The sequence below is a fragment of the Burkholderia sp. Ac-20392 genome, from assembly GCF_017104585.1.
GTDB lineage: Bacteria > Pseudomonadota > Gammaproteobacteria > Burkholderiales > Burkholderiaceae > Burkholderia > Burkholderia lata.
In genome coordinates this window covers 1-16,441 of record NZ_JAAGPB010000166.1, presented here as the reverse complement: position 1 = coordinate 16,441, position 16,441 = coordinate 1, and the positions used below count along the sequence as shown (strand labels likewise).

The window sequence follows — 16,441 nt, the reverse complement described above, 5'->3', positions numbered from 1 at the left end:
CGTGGCCGACGCGTGCGCGCTCGGGCTGATGATGGCCGTGGCCGGTTCGGGAACGTGGATCGCGCGGTGGCGCGGCGCGGCCGCATGAGCGGCGCGGGAGGCGGCGCGCGGCGTCAGTGAGGTGAGCCGATACGGGAGCGGGGAACAGCGGTGGCGTCGTCGGATTCGGCGTCGTCGCGTTCGTCGGGCGCCGGATCGTCGCGTTCCGCGAGTACTGCGTCGGCTTCGGCTGCGGCTCGCGCGGCACGTATCGCGGTGCAGCGCTGAGCGTGCCGGATGTCCGACAGTATTCTCAAGAGCCGCATGGTTCTGCTTTTCATTCTGTTCTCCCGCCAGTGCGCCTCTCGCGAAGCGGATGCGCTTCCTGCAACCAGTGTAGGACGCGTTCGCGTGACTGGCGGGAGAATGTGGCGTGCAGGCCGCACGCCGAGGGATATTACTTACTGCGCGGCGGCGACGCCCTGCGCCTGCAGCGCTTCTTCGCGGCGCTCTTCTGCACAACGCTGGTGCTGACGCGACAGGCGGTTCATCAGCGGCAGCAGCAGCAGCGCGAGCACCATGCCGATCGCGGCGAGCCAGCCGAGCTTCTCGAACAGCGACAGGTACAGCGGCAGCGATTCGGTGGCCGGCAGATCGTGTGACGGCATCTGCGCGAAGTTCGCGACGACGCTGCCCAGATACTGCGACACGCCCGTCGCGACGAAATACGCACCCATCATGAAGCCGCTCATGCGCGCCGGCACGTAGCGGGCGATCATCGCGAGGCCGAGGCCGCTCACCAGCAGTTCGCCGAGCGAGTAGAGGCCGTAGCCCCACACCATGAACCACGACGATACGCGGCCGTCGATCGCGTAGCGGCCGCTGATCGTGAACACCAGGTAGCCCGCGGCCACCGCGCCGAAGCCGAGCGCGTATTTCGCTGCGACCGGCAGGTCACGGCCGCTTTTCGCGACGGCGTTGTAGACCCACACGAGCACCGGGCTCAGCAGCATGATCCAGATCGGGTTCAGCGCCTGGAACTGCGCGGCGCTCCACGTGAACAGCGTCGTGTCGAACAGCATGAAGCGCGGATCGACGTTGCGCAGCGCGAACAGCGTCAGCGACGTCGACATCTGCACGTAGAAGATGAAGAACAGGATCACCTGGCCGATCAGCACGAGCGCCGCGATCAGGCCGGCACGCTCCGAGCGCTCCGACTTCGCGATCATGTACGCGAAGATCGCGAGGATCGCGAACGCGGCCGTCCACACGCTGGCGACGGCGAGCTGCTTGTGCTGCAGCACGTACAGCGTGATCAGCGCGAGCCCGACGCCACCCAGCGCGACCGCGCCGAGGCGCTTCCAGCGAACCGGCTGGTCGTCCGGCAGCGAGCCGACGTGCGCGAGCGTGCGATGCATCAGCATGAAGTTGAGGATCGCGAGCAGCATGCCGCCGCAGCAGACCGCGAACGCGGCGTGCCAGCCCCAGTGATCCTTGATCCACGGCGTCGCGAGCATCGACACCGTCGAGCCGATGTTGACCGCCATGTAGTAGATCGTGAACGCGCTGTCGATGCGCGCGTCGTCGCCTTCATAGATGCGGCGCACGAGGTTGGCCGCGTTGGCCTTGAACAGGCCGTTGCCGACGACGATCACGCCGAGCGACGCGTACATGTACGTCAGGTGATCGTTCGGTACCGACAGCATCAGGTAGCCGGCGCACAGCACGGACGCGCCGATGATCATCGTGCGACGGGCGCCGAGCACCTTGTCGCCGATCCAGCCGCCGATCGACGGTGCCGCATAGACGAGTGCGGTGAACGCACCCCAGGTCAGGTTCGCATGGCTGTCGGTGAAACCGAGCCGGTCGACCATGAAGAGGACCAGGAGCGCGGCCATGCCGTAGTAGCCGAAGCGCTCCCACATTTCGATGAGGAAGACCGTCGTGAACGATCGGGTTTGTGAAACAGGTGGTTGCATCATCAATCTCGTTTGAAACGGACGGCACGGATCGCGCGTCGTCTAGGGGTCGAACTGGCGCCGGTGCACAATGGGCCGGGTAGGCTTCGTGCTGGCGATGGAACAGTCGGGCGGTTAGCCCGGGCCGGGGTCTGACTCCGCCTGGTGTGGCGGGGAGGGGCCCCGACCGGCGCGCGCATGGTAGCGGCTACCGGTCCGGTGCGTCACGTATCTGCCACCTAGGGAAACTCCCAATGTGGCAGTAGCTTTCAGGAACATTCGTCTCATCATCTAGTTGTAAGCTTTCGCGCCGGCTATCCGAAGATTCCCGGAGAGCCGCTTGCAGCTTGCCTGTGAAGCCGGCGAGTCTGGCAAGATAGCGCGTCATTTCGCTCGCTTCGTGTCCCGTTTAGTGCACCGGGCTCAACACCGAAGACGTGTGCGAACCCGAAGACTAAGCTATATCGTTCTAACTTAGTTATTTTCCATCAAACATTTTTTGACGATCACTTTTCGGCCTGCTATGGTTCCCCCCACTGAAAACTCGCGGTCTGCAGACGCTACCGCCGCACTGGGCAGCAAGATTCGCGCGTTGCGCCAACGACTCAAGCGCACGCTCGACGACACCGCTACCGCCGCGGGGATTTCGAAGCCGTTTCTGTCTCAAGTCGAACGCGGGCTCGCGTCGCCGTCGCTGACATCGTTGGCCGGTATCGCGCACGCGCTCGGTGTGACGGTGCAGTACTTTGTGGATACGCCGAGCGAGGAACGCTCGGTTTGCCGAGGCGAGCAGTTGCGCTTCTTCGGGTTTGCCGATTCGGCGAACCTGTTCGCGCGGCTGACGAACGTATCCGAAGGGCGCCAGCTGGAGGCGATCCTCGTGAGGATGCCGCCGGGGCAGAAGCGGTCGGAGGTGACGACACATGCAGGAGAGGAGTTCCTGTATGTGATTGAAGGGGAAGTGTCGCTGACGCTGGAAGGCAAGACGTTCGTCCTGCAGGCCGGTGACAGCTCGCACTATCAGTCGACGGTCCCGCACAGCTGGGTCAACACCGCGAAGATCGAGTCGGTGGTGGTCTGGGTCGGTACACCGAGGCTGTTCTAACGCACAGGTATTCCTTCGTTTCGAAGACGGAATGCCTGTCGAAAGAAACGTAAGGAATACTAAAATGCAATACGAGAATCACGGGCCTCCTCAATCGCTGCACCCGTCAGCGTCTCAAGCGTAATCCGCGGCATCCGCCGCGCGACGCTCACCGAACAACCCTTCTCAAGACAGCCACGATGAAATCCTTGCATGCCATGTCGGCCGTGCTGGCCGCGCTCGCCCTGACGCCTGCCGCCCACGCCGTTACCGTTCCGTCGAACGTCGCGCTCGCTCCTCAACAGGACCTGACGCGACAGGTGCCCGCCGAGGTCGAATCGCTCGACCCCGCGCACATCGAGTCGTGGACCGGCAACACGATCGGCCTCGACCTGTTCGAAGGGCTGGCCCGCATCGATGCAGCCGGCCAGGTCGTGCCGGGTGTCGCGCTGTCGTGGGAACACAAGACGCCGACGACGTGGATCTTCAAGCTTCGCCGTGACGCGAAGTGGAGCAATGGCCAGCCGGTGACGGCCGCCGATTTCGTCTATTCGTGGCAGCGCCTCGTCGATCCGAAGACGGGCTCGAAATACACGATCCTCGTCGAGTTCGTGAAGAACTCGAAGGACATCATCGCGGGCAAGGCCGCGCCGTCGACGCTCGGCGTGCGCGCCGTCGATCCGTACACGCTCGAGGTGACGACCGACGTGCCCGTCGCGTTCTTCCCCGAGCTGACCGCCATGGCGCCGCTCGTGCCGGTGAACAAGGACGTCGTCGCGAAGTTCGGCGACGCGTGGACGCGCCCGGGCAACATCGTCAGCAACGGTGCATACCAGCTCGTCGACTGGCAGCCGAACAACCGCATCGTCGTGACGAAGGATGCGAAGTACTGGAACGCGTCGAAGGTCGTGATCAACAAGGTCACGTTCCTGCCGATCGAAAGCGACGAAACGGCGATGCGCATGTACCAGGCCGGCCAGATCGACTACAGCTACTCGATCCCGTCGGGCATCTTCCAGCAGGTCAGCAAGCAGTTCGGCGGCGAACTCCGCCCGGGCCTGCAGCTCGCCACCTACTACTACTACCTGAACAACAGCGACCCGGCGCTGAAGGACAAGCGCGTGCGCCAGGCGCTGTCGATGGTGATCGATCGCGACGTGCTGACGTCGAAGCTCACGCAGGCCGGCGAGAAGCCGATGTACGGCCTGATGCCGAACGGCACGAAGGGCGTGCAGCCGTTCACGCCGGAATGGGCGTCGTGGCCGATGGCCAAGCGCATCGAGGCCGCGAAGGGCCTGCTGAAGCAGGCCGGCTACTCGGACGCGAAGCCGCTGTCGTTCACGCTGACGTACAACACCAACGACCTGCACAAGAAGGTTGCGCTGTTTACCGCGTCGGAATGGCGCACGAAGCTCGGCATCAACACGAAGCTCGAGAACGTCGAGTTCAAGGTGCTGATGAAGGAGCGGCATGACGGCAAGGTGCAGATCGCGCGCGACGGCTGGTTCGCCGACTACAACGACGCGATGACCTTCTTCGACCTGATCCGCTGCGGCAGCTCGCAGAACACCGTCGGCTACTGCAACAAGCAGGTCGACACGTACGTCGAAGACGGCAACCAGAAGCTCGACGACAAGTCGCGCGCCGCGCTGCTCACGCAGGCGCACGACACGGCGATGAACGACACGCCGATGGTGCCGCTGTTCCAGTACTCGGCGGACCGTCTCGTGAAGCCCTACGTGGGCGGCTACTCGCTGAAGAACGTGATCGACATGCGTGCTTCGCAGGACATGTACCTGATCAAGCACTGAGCGGAGCGATCATGCTGGCCTACGCACTGAGGCGCACGTTGTGGGCGGTGCCGACGATCCTCGCGGTCGTCACCGTCTGCTACCTGCTCCTGCATTTCACGCCCGGCGGCCCGTTCGATACGGAGAAGCAGCTGTCCGCGGCAACGCTCGCGAACCTGAACGCGAAGTATCACCTCGACGAGCCGCTGTGGAAGCAGTACCTGATGTACCTGAACGCGCTGCTGCACGGCGATCTCGGCCCGTCGTTCCGTTACGTCGACTGGTCCGTGAACGATCTCGTGAAGAAGGCGCTGCCCGTGAGCCTCGGCGTGGGCGGCGTGTCGATCCCGATCTCGATCGGGTGCGGCGTGCTGCTCGGCACCGTCGCGGCCGTGCGCCGCGACAGCTTCATCGACCGCTTCGTGATGCTGATCGGCAACTTCGGCAACGTCATCCCGCCGTTCGTGCTCGGCCCCGTGCTCGTCTGGATCTTCGCGATCCTGCTGAAGACATCGTCGGGCAACGGCTGGCTGCCGGCCGGTGGCTGGGGCGACGGCGGCTGGCAGTACCGGCTGCTGCCGATCGTGCTGCTGACCTTCATCAACATGTCGCTGCTCGCACGCGTGATGCGCGGCTCGATGATCGAGACGCTGTCGAGCAACTACATCCGCACCGCACGCGCGAAGGGCCTGCCGGGCTCGACGATCGTGCTGCGCCACGCGCTGAAGCCCGCGCTGATGCCGGTCGTGTCGCTGTTCGGCACGGTCTGCATCTCGTCGATCACCGCAGCCGTCGTCACCGAATCGGTGTTCGCGCTGCCGGGGCTCGGGCAGCTCGTCGTGAACGGCGCCATCAACCGCGACTACACGCTGGTGCTCGGCCTCGTCGTGCTGACGACCGTCTGCGCGGTGCTGTTCAACCTGCTGGTCGACCTCGCGTACGCGTGGCTCGATCCGCGCATCCGTTATTGATCGAGGCACAGCGATGACTCCGACTACTCCTGTCGTCGGCCTGCCCGTGCAGACCGACTCGCCGCCGCGTTCGCGCTCGCCGCTCGCGCTTGCGATGGCGCGCTTCCTTCACAACCGTGCGGCCGTGTTCAGCCTCGTGCTGCTCGTGCTGATCACGCTCACGTGTTTCGTCGGCCCGTGGCTGCTCGCGGCCGATCCCGCCGCGAGCGACTGGGGCTCGATCAGCCTGCCGCCGACCTGGGCGAACCAGCACTGGTTCGGCACCGACGAGCTCGGCCGCGACCTGCTGGTGCGTACGCTGATCGGCGGCCGCGTGTCGATCGAGGTCGGCCTGCTCGGCACGCTCGTGTCGGGCCTGTTCGGCGTCGCATGGGGCGCCACCGCGGGCTTCGCGGGCGGCCGCGTCGACTCCGTGATGATGCGCATCGTCGACATGATGTACGCGATCCCGTACCTGCTGATCGCGATCCTGATGATGACCCTGTTCGGCCGCTCGTTCATGCTGGTCGTGCTGACCATCAGCGCGTTCTCGTGGATCGACATGGCGCGGGTCGTGCGCGGCCAGACGCTGTCGCTGCGCAACCGCGAGTTCGTCGATGCGGCACGCGCGATCGGCGTGTCGCCGGCGTCGATCGTGCTGCGCCACATCGTGCCGAACCTGCTCGGCGTGGTCGTCGTGTATGCGACGGTCTCGGTGCCGGGCATCGTGCTGACCGAATCGGTGCTGTCGTTCCTCGGCCTCGGCGTGCAGGAACCGATGACGAGCTGGGGCGTGCTGATCCAGGACGGCGCGCAGAAACTGGAATCGATGCCGTGGCTGCTGCTGGCCCCGGCCGTCATGCTGTGCGTGACGCTTTACTGCGTGAACTTCGTCGGCGATGGCCTGCGTGACGCGCTCGACCCGAAGGATCGCTGAAATGGGTGCACTGCTAGAAGTAGACAACCTCGGCGTGCGCTTCACGCGCAAGGACGCGCCGCCGGTCGACGCCGTGAGCGGCGTGTCGTTCTCGCTCGAAGCCGGCAAGACGCTCGGTATCGTCGGCGAATCGGGCTCGGGCAAGAGCCAGACCGTGATGGCGCTGCTCGGCCTGCTGGCCGGCAACGGCACGACGAGCGGCGCCGCGCGCTATCGCGGCGACAACCTGCTCGAGATGGATTCGCGCGCGCTGAACAAGGTGCGCGGCGACCGGATCGCGATGATCTTCCAGGATCCGATGACGTCGCTCAATCCGTTCCTGACGATCGAGCGGCAGATGACCGAGACGCTGCAGCTGCATCGCAAGCTGTCGCGCAAGGAAGCCACGAAGCGCGCGATCGAGGCGCTCGAATCGGTGCGCATCCCCGACGCGGCACGCCGCATCCGCATGTATCCGCACGAGTTCTCGGGCGGCATGCGCCAGCGCGTGATGATCGCGATGGCGCTGCTGTCCGAGCCGGAAATCCTGATCGCCGACGAGCCGACCACCGCGCTCGACGTGACCGTGCAGGCACAGATCATCGACCTGCTGCGCGAGCTGAACCGCGAGCGCGGCACGGCGATCGTGCTGATCACGCACGACATGGGCGTGGTCGCGGGCCTCGCGGACGACGTGATGGTCATGTATGCGGGCCGCACCGTCGAATACGCGCCGGCCGAGTCGATCTTCGCGGCGCCGTCGCATCCGTACACGATCGGCTTGCTCAACGCGCTGCCGCGCCTGACCGACGCGGACGATGCGCCGCTCGTCGCGATTCCCGGCAACCCGCCGATGCCCGGCACCGCGCCGGCCGGCTGCGCGTTCGCGAAGCGCTGCACGTATGCGGAAGAACGTTGCGGCGCGGCGCGCCCCGCGCTCGAAACCTATGGCGCCGTGGGCGCGGTGCGCGCGTGCCACCGTCCCGTGGCCGATCTGACGGGAGGTCTGCGATGAGCGTCAATGAACGCCGTAATGCCGGCGCGACGGACGACACGCTGCTGTCCGTCGACGGTCTGAAAGTGCATTTTCGCGTGCCGCTCGGCGGCTATCCGTGGTCGCCGAAGGGCACGCTGCGCGCCGTCGACGGCGTGTCGTTCGACGTGAAGCGCGGCGAGACGGTCGGGCTCGTCGGCGAATCGGGCTGCGGGAAGTCGACGCTCGCACGCGCGCTGATCGGCCTCGTGCCGATGACGGCCGGCACGGTGAAATGGCGCGGCGAAGCCGTGACGCCCGATCACCTGCGCGGCACCACGATGCGGCGCGAAGTGCAGATGATCTTCCAGGATCCGCTCGCGTCGCTCGATCCGCGCATGACGATCGAGCAGGTCGTCGCGGAGCCGCTCGTCACGCACCAGGGCAGCCTCGGCCGCACCGAGGTGCGCCGCCGCGTCGTCACGATGCTCGAACGCGTTGGCCTGAACGCGCATCACCTGCTGCGTTATCCCCACGAATTTTCCGGCGGGCAGTGCCAGCGCGTCGGCATCGCACGCGCACTGATCGGCGAGCCGAAGCTCGTGATCTGCGACGAACCCGTATCGGCGCTCGACGTGTCGATCCAGGCGCAGATCGTGAACCTGCTGCGCGACCTTCAACGCGAACTGTCGTTGTCCTATCTGTTCGTTGCGCACGATCTGGCGGTGGTGAAGGCCATCAGCCAGCGTGTGCTCGTGATGTATCTCGGCCGCGTGATGGAGTTCGGCACGCGGCATGACGTGTACGGCGTGCCTCAACACCCGTACACGAAGGCGCTGCTCGATGCGGCGCCGACGCCGGAGCCGGCGCGCGAGCGTGCTCGCCGTCCGATGCTGCTGGCGGGCGAGATGCCCTCGCCGCTCAACCCGCCGTCCGGCTGCGCGTTCCGCACGCGCTGTCCGGTCGCGATCGAAGCGTGCGCGCAGGACGTGCCGCTGCCGGAAGTTCGGCAGGGGTCGGCCGCGCGTGTCGCGTGCATCCGCGCGGGTGTGGCGTGAGCTGAAGTGACGCAGCAAACATAACCAAGGCAGGTCAACAGGGGTAGGTGCGGCGCGAACGATCTTCGCGCCGCGGGTACAGGCACGTCCTTAACCGGGCGTGCCGGGGGGCCGGGCGCGGATCGCAACCGGCGTGGACGATATCAACACAAGACGAGAATTACGATGAAAAAACAGAAGACGATCGGGACGGCATCGAAAATGCTGCTTGCATGGGGGCTGCCGGCACTCGCCGGTGTCTCGCTGACGGGCGTCGCACACGCCGACGACGCGGCCCCCGCCCCGCTGACGGTCGCCCAGGCCGCACCGGGCACGACCGTTGCGCAGGCAACGACCCCGAACGCCGTCATCAACGCCGAAGCGAACCAGGCCGTCACGCCGCCCGACGAGCCGTCGGCTCAGTCGCAGTCGAAGGGCTTCATTGCCGACAGCCACCTCAACTTCCTGTTCCGCAACTATGCGGACGTGCTCGACGCCAAGGGCGGGCCGCATCGTCACGCGTGGGTCCAGGGCGCGATGGCGAACTTCGAGTCGGGCTACACGACCGGCCTGATCGGTATCGGTTTCGACGCATCGCTGTATGCGGCGCTGAAGCTCGACGGCGGCCAGGGCGCCGGCAGCATGGTGCACATCGCGAAGGGCGGCGGTGGCGGCAACCAGCTCGCATGGGCCTATCCCGGCATCTACGACGTGAAGGCGCGCATCTCGAACACGGTGGTCAAGTACGGTCTGCAGGCCGTCGACAACCCGTTCATGGAGCAGCACGACAACCGTGCGCTGCCGCCGACGTTCCTCGGTGCGACCCTCGTCAGCAATGAATTCAAGAACGTGATGCTCGAGGCCGGTAGCTTCACGAAGACCGACGCGCGCGGTCACACGACGCTCACCAACCTGACGACGCAATACGGCGGCACGCGCATCAACCGCCTGTCGTATGTCGGCGGCACGTGGGACTACTCGCCGAACGGCGAAGTCGCGCTGTACGCGAACCAGGCCGACGACGTGTGGCACCAGTACTACGCGTCGGTGAAGCACAGCATCGGCAGCCCGCAGACGATCAAGTGGACGGGCTTCGGTAACGTCTACTCGACGCACGACACGGGCGATGCGCTGCAAGGCAAGATCAACAACAACGCATACAGCCTGTCGCTGGCTGCGCAGCACGGCCCGCACGAGCTGCTGCTCGGCTTCCAGCAGGTGCTCGGCGACCAGTTCTTCGACTACCTGAACGAAACGAACGGCATCTTCCTGACCAACTCGATGGACGTCGACTACAACGCGCCGCACGAAAAGTCGCTGCAGCTGCGTTACACGTTCTACGGCAAGGAAGCGGGCCTGCCGGGCTTCAAGGCGATGGTCTGGGGCGTCACGGGCTGGGGTGCGGACGGCAGCGCGGGTGCGGCGAACGACCCGAGCAAGTCGAGCATCTACTGGAGCAACGGCGCGCCGGTGCAGGGCCGTCACCACGAGTTCGGCTTCATCCCGTCGTACACGTTCCAGAGCGGCAAGCTGAAGGACACGAAGGTCACGTTCATCGCGATGTGGCACGCCGGTTCGGCACACTACTCGGACGCGACGAACACCGAGTACCGTCTGGTCGTGAACCTGCCGCTGCACGCGTTCTGATCGAAGGGGGCGCATGCGCCCCCGCACCGCACGGCCGGCCTTCGATCGAAACGATCAGGCCGGCTTGTGCAGCCCCGCGACCGGATCGTTCGCAGCGGGCATGTCTTCCACGAGCGACGTGAGCTGGCGGCCCGTATCGCGCCATGCGTCGAGGCCGCCGCGCAGCGCGAGCGCATCGGTGAAGCCTGCGTCGAGCAGGCGCTTCGCCATCAACGCGGCCGTGAACTCGTTCGGGCACGAGCAGTACACGACGAACTTCTGCGAGAACGGATAGCGCGCGACGATGTCGCCGATCTGGCGTTCGTCCGCGAACTGCGCACCGGGAATCGTGAACGGGTCGAGCTTGCGGTGCTCGGGCGAGCGCACGTCGAGGACCACCGGCGCGGACGTATCGCGCAGCATCGCGTCGAGTTCGTCGACGCCGACCCGCGCGCTCGCGAGCTGGCGGATCAGCGCGCGGCGGCGCATCCAGCGGATCGCCGCATACACCGCGAGCACCGCGACGGCCGCCAGCAGCGCCACGCGGCCGAGCTGGCCCGCACCGGCGAACAGCCAGTCGATCTGGCGGGCGAACATCAGCCCGACCATCAGCCCGACGATCGTCCACAGCGCGGCGCCGAGCGCATCGTAGCCGACGAACGTGCGATAGCGCGTGCCGAACGCGCCGGCCATCGGCACCGACACGAGCGACAGCCCCGGAATGAAGCGCGCGACGGCGAGCACGCGCACGCCGTAGCGGCCGAAGAAGCGTTCGGTTTTCTTCACGCAGCTGTCACGCGACAGCGACAGCCGGCAGATCGTCTTCAGCGTCGTGCCGCCGAAGCGCCGGCCGGCGAGGTACCAGACCGTATCGCCGATCAGTGCGCCGAGCACCGACAGCACGACCACCGTGACCAGTTGCGAGCCGATCATCGCCGGATGCATCGCAGACATCGCGCCGAACAGCACGAGCGTCGGCATCGCGGGCACCGGCAGCCCGATGGCCGCGGCGAGCACGTTGGCGAAGACGAGAAGCGGCCCGTATTGGGCGACGAGGTCACGGAGGAGCATGACGGCTGGCCGAAAAGGAAACGCGTGCGGAAGGCACGCAGATGGGCCGATTATCGGCCTTTTTCAAGTCAGCGGAGGGAATAACGCAAAGCGCCTGACGGCGGCAGGGAGATGTCGGTGAGCCGGCGCTGTGCGCGCGGCTCACCGCTCGGAATCAGGAGGAGGTGCGGGCCAGCGACGCGGCGCCGTGGTTTTCGCCGGGGAGTTCGGCGCCGTGCGAGCGGATCGCCGCGATCAGCTCGGCCGGCGTGATCTCGTAGCGGACTTCGCGGTGGATGCCGGGCTTGCGTTCGTCGATCTCGATCAGCAGCACGCTCTTGCCGTCGCCGGTTGCTTCGAGCCGGAGCGAGCGCAATTCGCGGCCGTCGGCCGGGTCGTGTTCGGTGAGCAGGGTCATTGCCCCGGATGAGCCGGTAGTGCGCATCGAACCTATCCTCGTATCGTGGATGCCGTAGTGGCGAAGATGTCTTTGTTGAATACAGCTTGACGCAGTTTAACGCGAACGGGCCGCAATTCAGAGCATTTTCGTGGGGCGAAATGAGGGCTGAAGCATGGATCCTTCTGATGTTTGAGCCGCGCGGGGCGGGCGTTTGCGGCGAATCGGGCGCAGCCGCGGCCGGGCCGGCCCGGGCGGCGACACGCGGTGAACGCGGGTCGCCGCGGCGGCATCAGAAGCGGTCGGCGAGCCCCATCGCCGGGTCGCTGACCGAATGGCGGCCGGTTTCGACGCGGCCGGCGACGCGGCGCGAGAAACTCGCGTCGCTGTCCGCGGTGACGATGAAGTCGTACCAGTGGCCGGTCGAGTCGAGCTTCCAGTGCAGCTCGGCCTGGTCGCCGGCGCGCACCGTGACTGTCCACGTGGTACCGGTACCGTGGCCGCGACCCTGGCTGTTGCCGTCCTCGTTGCCGTGGCCATGACCGCGATCGTCGTGCGCGCCGTGCCCGGACAGCGGCCCGTAGACCTGGTTCGACTTCACGGTGAAGCGCACCGAGCCGCCGCCGTGGTTGCGCAGCTTCAGGTGGAGGTTGCCGCTCGCGCCCGCATAGCCGACGCGAACTTCCGGATGGGGCGCGCGTGCCCCGGCCAGGCGGCTGAGGTCGCCGGTGAAGCGGCGGTGATAGCCGTTCGGGCCCAGCACCCACAGGTCATATTTACCGCCGTTGTCGGCGCGCGCGGCCCAGTCGCCGTGCAGCGTCTTGCCCGGTTCGACGACGTAGCGCTGCGGCAGGCGGTCGAGGTGCAACTTGTCATAGACGTGAAACACGGCGGCGGCGCGGCCCGTGTTCGCGAACTTCAGCGTGACCGTGCCGTTGCCGGCATCGGTATGCGCGCTGGCATGCAGTTCGTAAGGCAGCGCGCGCGACGGGCGCACGCCGGTGGCCTGCGCGGGCAGCGACGGCGCGGCCGGCGGCACGATCTTCGGCGCGGCCTGTTGCGCGGCGCTCAGCGCGTCGACCTGGCTTTTGGTCGTATGGCCTGCGAGCGTCGGCAGCGGTTCGTTGTTCGGCGAGCGGAAGTTGAACGCGCTCGTCAGGTCGCCGCACACCGCGCGGCGGTACGCGCTGATCTGCGGCTCCGCGACGCCGAAGCGCTTTTCGAGGAAAAGCAGCGTCGACGTGTGGTCGAACACCTGCGAGTTGACCCAGCCGCCGCGGCTCCACGGCGACACGACCCACATCGGCACGCGCGGGCCCGGGCCGTACGGACGGCCGTCGATTGCCGGCTGGCTCGACGTGGCCGGCGTGAAGTCGTGGTACTCGGCGGCGACGTCGGCATCCCGCAGCGTATGGCCGCCCGCGAGCGTGCCGTCGGCGTTGCGCGACGGCACGGCCGGCGACGGCAGGTGGTCGAAGAAGCCGTCGTTCTCGTCGTAGTTGACCAGCAGCACGGTCTTGCTCCACACCTCCGGGTTCGCCGTGAGCGCATCGAGTACCGCCTGCACGTACCAGCCACCTTGCGCGGGGCTCGACGGCCCCGGGTGTTCGCTGTACACGGACGGCGGGATGATCCACGACACCTCGGGCAGCGTGCCGTTGCGGATATCGTCGCGGAACGATTCGAGGAAGCCGTACGGCATCGTGTTGCCGAACCCCTTCGCGAGCGGGCTCAGCGGATCGTCGATCGCCGGATCGTAGAACGCGCCGGCCGCCGTCACGGGTTGCGTGATGTCCGTCGACGCGACGTATGCGGGTCGGCGCGCGGGCGGCATCTGCTCGATCGCCGCGCGCCAGTGACGGAAGCTCATCATCTCGTTGCAGCCGAAGTTGTCGATCAGGCTCTGGTAGACCTTCCATTTCACGCCGGCCTGCTGCAGCCGGTCGGCGTAGGTGGTCCAGGTCCAGCCCTGGCTCGACGGGCCGATGTCGTTGCCGCCGTTGAACTGGTTGTTCAGCGCGGCGATCTTCACGCGGCTGCCGTCGGCCGGGCTGATGCCGTTCGGGCCGTTGGTGCCGCTCCAGTAGAACAGGCGGTTCGCGATCGTGCCCGTGTGCATCCCGCAGTGGTAGTGGTCGCACAGCGTGAACGCATCGGCGAGCGCGCGCTGGAACGGGACTTCCGCCGCGTCGTAGTAGCCCATCGACAGCGGCGTCTTCGCGTCGGGCCAGCGGTTCATCCGGCCGTGGTCCCACGCGGCCTGCGCATCGGCCCACGTGTGCGGCGTGCCGCCCGCGCGCTGCGCGTTGCCCTGGCTCGCGTCGAGGTGATACGGCGTGACGGTGGTGGCGGGCGTCGGCTTCGTGTACGTCTGGTAGAACACGTTGCGGCCGTTCGGCGACGGCACCGCGAAGCGGTCGCCGTAACCGCGCACGCCCTTGAACGTGCCGAAGTAGCTGTCGAATGCGCGGTTCTCCATCATCAGCAGCACGACGTGCTTCACGTCCTTGATGGTCCCCGTTTCGTGAAACGCGGGAATCGCGAGCGCGCGGCGGATGCTTGGCGGAAACGCGGACAGCGCGGCGGCGGCGAGGCCGGAAGTGGCGGTCTGCTGAAGGAATTTACGGCGTGACGTCATGGCGTTCGGGTCCTGTGATGATGGGAGCGTTCGTGACTTCGTCTGGCGGCGCCCGTGCATCGCCCCCCTGGGACGACGAGTTGCGCGGCGTGTGCGTTCGAGTGCGTCGGCCGCGCAGGGCGGAGGTGCGCGCATCGCGCGCGATGCGTGGTGTCGCGCGGATGCCCTGGCCGTCGCCGCGCTCCTGTGCAACGCGCGCTCGTGATGCGCGGGGCAGGACGTCGGCACACACCGGCCCGGCGCATGCCGGGTTGGGCGGCGCCCAGTCTAGGGAGACGACGTGACGTCGACGTGATGAAGACATGACATCGCATGTCGCTCGCGTGACGTTGCGTGCGCAACGATTGATCGGAGAGCGATGCGCGATGGAAGCGAGTCAGGAATTACCGATTGCAGTGTGCGGAACCGGTCAGATTTTTCCGGTTCGCGGCGGCGTGGCGTAGCGTGATCGCGTGTCGTTGCGGGGGCAACGGCATCGCATGACGCCCATGTTTCAAATGCGTGAAATCGGATAAGCTCGATCTGTTGCTGCGCATGTGCGCAGTCCGCGCGACAGGCGCGACTTTTCGGAACCGGCCCACCCATGACCGACATCAAGATCCGGCACAGCGAGACGCACGACGTCGACGCGATCCGGCAGATCGCCGCGCATCCCACCGTGTACGCGAATACGTTGCAGCATCCGTTTCCGTCGTTCGAAAAATGGCAGAAGCGGCTCGAAGGCGCGCGCGAGCACGGCATGAGCCTCGTCGCCGAAATCGATGGCGTGGTGGTCGGCCATCTCGGCCTGCATCCCGAACAGAATCCGCGCCGGCGCCACGCGGCGGGGCTCGGCATGATGGTCGACGCGGCGCGTCACGGGCGCGGCATCGGCGGCCGGTTGCTCACGGCTGCGATCGATCTCGCGGAAAACTGGCTGAACATCACGCGTCTCGAGCTGACCGTGTTCACCGACAACCGTGCGGCGATCGCGCTCTACGAGAAGCATGGCTTCCGGATCGAGGGTGAATCGCCGGGCTATGCATTGCGCGATGGCGTGCATGAATCCGTGTATCACATGGCACGGATCAAGGCGCGGCAGTGACGGCTCGGTCGACGCGTCTCTGACAGCACGCGCGGCCGCGATGCCGCGCGTCATATTCATTCGAGAATTCGTTCGTTTTCTGTCGGCTGTGCCCGTCGTATCGTTGAATGATTTGCCGGTCGCCTCGGCCGGCGTGCGCATTTCCGTAACGATCATGCGCGGCGTTGCACGTCGGCTGGCTTCATCGTCATCGCCTCAAGGCTGTTACTTCACGGCCACCGCTTCGCACGCCGCACCTTCCCGCAACCGTCTCTTTCAACGGACCCGCTTCGATGAAAACCGCTCTCCGGAATCTGACCGCCGCCTGCCTGCTCGCCGCCGCGGGTGCGGCGCTTGCCGCTGCCACGCCCACGGGCGCCCCGGTGGCAAGCGCGTCGCCTGACGGCGCACACCTGCCGCCCGGCATCGCGTGGCAGCACGGCGACGTCGACGCCGCCTTCGCGTTGGCGAAGCGCACCGGCAAGCCGCTGCTGCTCTACTGGGGCGCGGTGTGGTGCCCGTCGTGCAACCAGGTGAAGTCGACGATCTTCAGCCAGCAGGCATTCAAGACCCGCTCGTCGTTCTTCGTGCCCGTGTATCTCGACGGCGATACCGAAAGCGCGCAGAAGCTCGGCGAGCGTTTCAAGGTGCACGGCTATCCGACGATGATCCTGTTCCGTCCCGATGGCACCGAAGTGACGCGGCTGCCGGGCGAAGCCGATCTCGATCGCTACATGCAGGCGCTGTCGCTCGGGATGACGGCCGCGCATCCGGTGCGGCAGACGCTCGCGACCGCACTGAAGAACGGCGCGTCGCTGACACCGGACGAATGGCGCCTGCTGGCCGACTATTCATGGGATACCGATGGCGCGCTGCCGGTGCAGGCCGATCGCGTCGCCGAGACGCTGCAGTCGCTCGCGCAACGCGCGCGCGCGGCCGGCGCGAAGGCCGAATCGGCGCGCTTCGCGCTGAAGTCGGCC

The 16,441-nt window shown here is 66.6% G+C and carries 14 protein-coding genes; 9 read left to right on the top strand and 5 right to left on the bottom strand.

Going from position 1 to position 16,441, the window contains the following annotated elements; all coding sequences use genetic code 11:
- Positions 1-113: 113 nt before the first annotated feature.
- Together G3N99_RS41950 and G3N99_RS19245 are read right to left on the bottom strand one after the other, a co-directional pair.
- Positions 114-320, bottom strand: coding sequence for a hypothetical protein (locus G3N99_RS41950; RefSeq protein ID WP_041493147.1), 207 nt, complete (start codon positions 318-320; stop codon positions 114-116).
- 120 nt (positions 321-440) lie between these two features.
- Positions 441-1,961 (bottom strand): oligopeptide:H+ symporter, encoded by a 1,521-nt coding sequence (locus G3N99_RS19245; RefSeq protein WP_174940653.1) that lies wholly within the window; start codon positions 1,959-1,961, stop codon positions 441-443.
- A 499-nt stretch (positions 1,962-2,460) separates the two neighbouring features.
- Here G3N99_RS19245 and G3N99_RS19240 point away from each other — a divergent pair, with 499 nt between their 5' ends.
- The 7 genes from G3N99_RS19240 (at position 2,461) to G3N99_RS19210 (ending at position 10,334) form a co-directional block, all read left to right on the top strand.
- Positions 2,461-3,042, top strand: a complete 582-nt coding sequence (locus G3N99_RS19240; protein WP_174940727.1) for a cupin domain-containing protein — start codon at positions 2,461-2,463, stop codon at positions 3,040-3,042.
- A gap of 179 nt (positions 3,043-3,221) precedes the next feature.
- Positions 3,222-4,832 (top strand): peptide ABC transporter substrate-binding protein, encoded by a 1,611-nt coding sequence (locus G3N99_RS19235; RefSeq protein WP_174940654.1) that lies wholly within the window; start codon positions 3,222-3,224, stop codon positions 4,830-4,832.
- A gap of 11 nt (positions 4,833-4,843) precedes the next feature.
- Positions 4,844-5,782, top strand: coding sequence for an ABC transporter permease subunit (locus tag G3N99_RS19230; RefSeq protein ID WP_011353731.1), 939 nt, complete (start codon positions 4,844-4,846; stop codon positions 5,780-5,782).
- A 13-nt stretch (positions 5,783-5,795) separates the two neighbouring features.
- Positions 5,796-6,698 (top strand): ABC transporter permease subunit, encoded by a 903-nt coding sequence (locus tag G3N99_RS19225; protein ID WP_174940656.1) that lies wholly within the window; start codon positions 5,796-5,798, stop codon positions 6,696-6,698.
- 1 nt (position 6,699) lies between these two features.
- Positions 6,700-7,692, top strand: a complete 993-nt coding sequence (locus G3N99_RS19220; protein WP_206123203.1) for an ABC transporter ATP-binding protein — start codon at positions 6,700-6,702, stop codon at positions 7,690-7,692.
- Positions 7,689-8,708, top strand: coding sequence for an oligopeptide/dipeptide ABC transporter ATP-binding protein (locus G3N99_RS19215; RefSeq protein ID WP_206123202.1), 1,020 nt, complete (start codon positions 7,689-7,691; stop codon positions 8,706-8,708). The genes G3N99_RS19220 and G3N99_RS19215 overlap by 4 nt, the downstream gene beginning before the upstream one ends.
- Before the next feature lie 165 nt (positions 8,709-8,873).
- The gene (locus tag G3N99_RS19210) at positions 8,874-10,334 is read left to right on the top strand and encodes an OprD family porin (protein ID WP_089441403.1); all 1,461 of its coding nucleotides are present in this window, start codon (positions 8,874-8,876) and stop codon (positions 10,332-10,334) included.
- Between the two features lie 54 nt (positions 10,335-10,388).
- On the opposite strand, the gene G3N99_RS19205 is transcribed toward G3N99_RS19210, so the two are convergent.
- From G3N99_RS19205 to G3N99_RS19195, 3 genes are all read right to left on the bottom strand, one after another.
- A complete protein-coding gene (locus tag G3N99_RS19205) occupies positions 10,389-11,384 on the bottom strand; it encodes a DedA family protein/thiosulfate sulfurtransferase GlpE (RefSeq protein ID WP_174940662.1) in 996 nt (331 codons plus the stop codon).
- A 154-nt stretch (positions 11,385-11,538) separates the two neighbouring features.
- Positions 11,539-11,808 carry a hypothetical protein gene (locus G3N99_RS19200; RefSeq protein WP_011353737.1) on the bottom strand — a complete coding sequence of 90 codons (270 nt, stop codon included), beginning with the start codon at positions 11,806-11,808 and terminating at the stop codon, positions 11,539-11,541.
- A 244-nt stretch (positions 11,809-12,052) separates the two neighbouring features.
- Positions 12,053-14,398 carry a phospholipase C, phosphocholine-specific gene (locus G3N99_RS19195; RefSeq protein WP_206123201.1) on the bottom strand — a complete coding sequence of 782 codons (2,346 nt, stop codon included), beginning with the start codon at positions 14,396-14,398 and terminating at the stop codon, positions 12,053-12,055.
- A gap of 583 nt (positions 14,399-14,981) precedes the next feature.
- Between G3N99_RS19195 and G3N99_RS19190 the strand changes: the two genes are divergently transcribed.
- The gene (locus G3N99_RS19190; protein WP_206123200.1) at positions 14,982-15,482 is read left to right on the top strand and encodes a GNAT family N-acetyltransferase; all 501 of its coding nucleotides are present in this window, start codon (positions 14,982-14,984) and stop codon (positions 15,480-15,482) included.
- 272 nt (positions 15,483-15,754) lie between these two features.
- The coding region (locus G3N99_RS19185; RefSeq protein WP_206123199.1) for a thioredoxin family protein at positions 15,755-16,441 on the top strand (687 nt) is incomplete at its 3' end.

Coding starts and splice junctions, on each gene's coding strand:
- G3N99_RS41950 (WP_041493147.1), bottom strand. CDS start 320: ATGAAAAGCAGAACCATGCGGCTCTTGAGAATACTGTCGGACATCCGG.
- G3N99_RS19245 (WP_174940653.1), bottom strand. CDS start 1,961: ATGATGCAACCACCTGTTTCACAAACCCGATCGTTCACGACGGTCTTC.
- G3N99_RS19240 (WP_174940727.1), top strand. CDS start 2,461: ATGGTTCCCCCCACTGAAAACTCGCGGTCTGCAGACGCTACCGCCGCA.
- G3N99_RS19235 (WP_174940654.1), top strand. CDS start 3,222: ATGAAATCCTTGCATGCCATGTCGGCCGTGCTGGCCGCGCTCGCCCTG.
- G3N99_RS19230 (WP_011353731.1), top strand. CDS start 4,844: ATGCTGGCCTACGCACTGAGGCGCACGTTGTGGGCGGTGCCGACGATC.
- G3N99_RS19225 (WP_174940656.1), top strand. CDS start 5,796: ATGACTCCGACTACTCCTGTCGTCGGCCTGCCCGTGCAGACCGACTCG.
- G3N99_RS19220 (WP_206123203.1), top strand. CDS start 6,700: ATGGGTGCACTGCTAGAAGTAGACAACCTCGGCGTGCGCTTCACGCGC.
- G3N99_RS19215 (WP_206123202.1), top strand. CDS start 7,689: ATGAGCGTCAATGAACGCCGTAATGCCGGCGCGACGGACGACACGCTG.
- G3N99_RS19210 (WP_089441403.1), top strand. CDS start 8,874: ATGAAAAAACAGAAGACGATCGGGACGGCATCGAAAATGCTGCTTGCA.
- G3N99_RS19205 (WP_174940662.1), bottom strand. CDS start 11,384: ATGCTCCTCCGTGACCTCGTCGCCCAATACGGGCCGCTTCTCGTCTTC.
- G3N99_RS19200 (WP_011353737.1), bottom strand. CDS start 11,808: ATGCGCACTACCGGCTCATCCGGGGCAATGACCCTGCTCACCGAACAC.
- G3N99_RS19195 (WP_206123201.1), bottom strand. CDS start 14,398: ATGACGTCACGCCGTAAATTCCTTCAGCAGACCGCCACTTCCGGCCTC.
- G3N99_RS19190 (WP_206123200.1), top strand. CDS start 14,982: ATGACCGACATCAAGATCCGGCACAGCGAGACGCACGACGTCGACGCG.